At 42.4% G+C, this 1,628-nt stretch carries 2 protein-coding genes and 1 pseudogene; 1 reads left to right on the top strand and 2 read right to left on the bottom strand.

Annotated elements, in window-relative coordinates:
* Together ACYVGO_RS08160 and ACYVGO_RS08155 are read right to left on the bottom strand one after the other, a co-directional pair.
* A pseudogene (locus tag ACYVGO_RS08160) lies at positions 1 to 208 on the bottom strand (M12 family metallopeptidase); the annotation flags it as partial.
* Positions 198 to 491, bottom strand: a complete 294-nt coding sequence (locus tag ACYVGO_RS08155) for a hypothetical protein (protein ID WP_142775754.1) — start codon at positions 489 to 491, stop codon at positions 198 to 200. The pseudogene ACYVGO_RS08160 and the gene ACYVGO_RS08155, both read right to left, overlap by 11 nt.
* Positions 492 to 1,001: 510 nt before the next feature.
* On the opposite strand from ACYVGO_RS08155, the gene ACYVGO_RS08150 reads away from it, so the two are divergent.
* The coding region (locus tag ACYVGO_RS08150) for a LytTR family transcriptional regulator (RefSeq protein ID WP_460968845.1) at positions 1,002 to 1,628 on the top strand (627 nt) is incomplete at its 3' end.

Raw genomic sequence — 1,628 nt, 5'->3', positions numbered from 1 at the left:
CCTGATCGCCCACAAGGAAGTAGCTGATGGGTTCTCCATTAAGGAGACCAGTTGTCAGAACGCCCCGCTGGTTAGGAAATGCCTCTTCTGGACGGGTAGAAATGGACACTGGTGTGATTTGGAAGGCCTTTTCTGCCTGATTTTGTGAGCAACTCAGGAGAGTTGTGGCAAACATACAGACCAGCGAGAAAGTATAGCTAATTTTCATGATCAGTAAGGTTAGAGGTAAAAAAAGAGCTTAGTAAACGTTCACTGTTTTTTATAGTACGGCTGGGTTTAATAAAGAAAGTCATGCAGCCCAGATCAGTGCAGCGATTTATGTCTGCTGACCTGGCCGATGTACTATAGATGATAATTGAAATAGACTTAAAGCCAGAGTCTCGCTTGAGCAGACGCAGTACCTCATAATCGGTGAGCAGGGGCATCTGCCAGTAGTGCTCATCCCGGTCATCATCAACCATGTAAATCGGCGGGTTCTGATAGTTATTCATATGGTAGGTAGTAGACAGTCGATCTCTAGTAAACCTACTAGGAGCAGTAATACGAACCTACCAGGCAGGCTAAGCTTCTGTATGAGATCACTATTTTCTTAGACGAAATGACCTAAATAATCAAAAGAAAAACATGTGGTATTCACATTTTAATTATACACAACATAATACTATTACTCTCCTGGCAATGGCTGTAATCTAACAGACTTTATTAAACGTTTGCGCAACTAGGATACCTCGTAAAAGCCACTATACATCTTTCGAAACGTGTTCTACCTATCGACTAATCAAGCCCTATTGATCTATTTTAGTAACATTATAGTTACGTTTTATCAAATAAATCAATCAATAATTAATGCAAAACTATAATTGAAAATATTGTTATATCTAGACCACATCATCCAGATGCATGATTTTAATCATAGGATTTTAGCACTATTTTTTATTCACTTTCGATTAGTAGTTTTTTTTAAGGCCTATTCTTGCTAGATTTTGTACTCTATATATACTATGTTTCCTCTTACACGCCTACAGCACATTTTCCTACAGTTGGTCGCTATTCCTCTGGCGGCTCTGGTGGCCTCGCATGTTGTGTTTAGTCAGGTGTTTCCAGGGCAAGCGGGCTATCAGTTTCCCTGGCCGTATTTTCTGACGGTTGTTACCGTCATGTTTTCCTGCTGGGAAGTCAATATGCTCATTTTTCGGTGGCTGGATACGCGCCTACCCTTCCGGCAGAATCCGGTTCGAAGGTTAAGTGCCCAGGTGCTATTAGGCGGTGTTTGTACACTATTGACATTCGCAATCGTTTTTCCTCTGGCCCAGCGAGTCTATATGAATAGCTGGCCCCCTGTGCATACGCTCCTCAAAGGTCTTACCGTTTGTATCACACTGGCTACTATAGTCAACGGAGGGTATTCGGGACTTTATCTGCTACGCGCTTTTTTTGCGGAACGCCAGAAGCGTGCCGATCACTTGACTGATGATTTCTTACTAGCCGCTGCAAGCCGTTCTACTCTACCTTTATCAACGTCACTTGTTGCAGTTGAACTTAGTACAGGACAAGTTTGGCTACCCGTAGACCAGATTGCTTATTTCTACTCGACGGGTGGTTTGGTTTTATTAGTTAAAGCCGATGGA

It is taken from the genome of Spirosoma migulaei (genome assembly GCF_054776855.1).
Note: the sequence above shows the minus strand (reverse complement) of the source record. Positions and strands in the feature narration are given on the sequence as shown.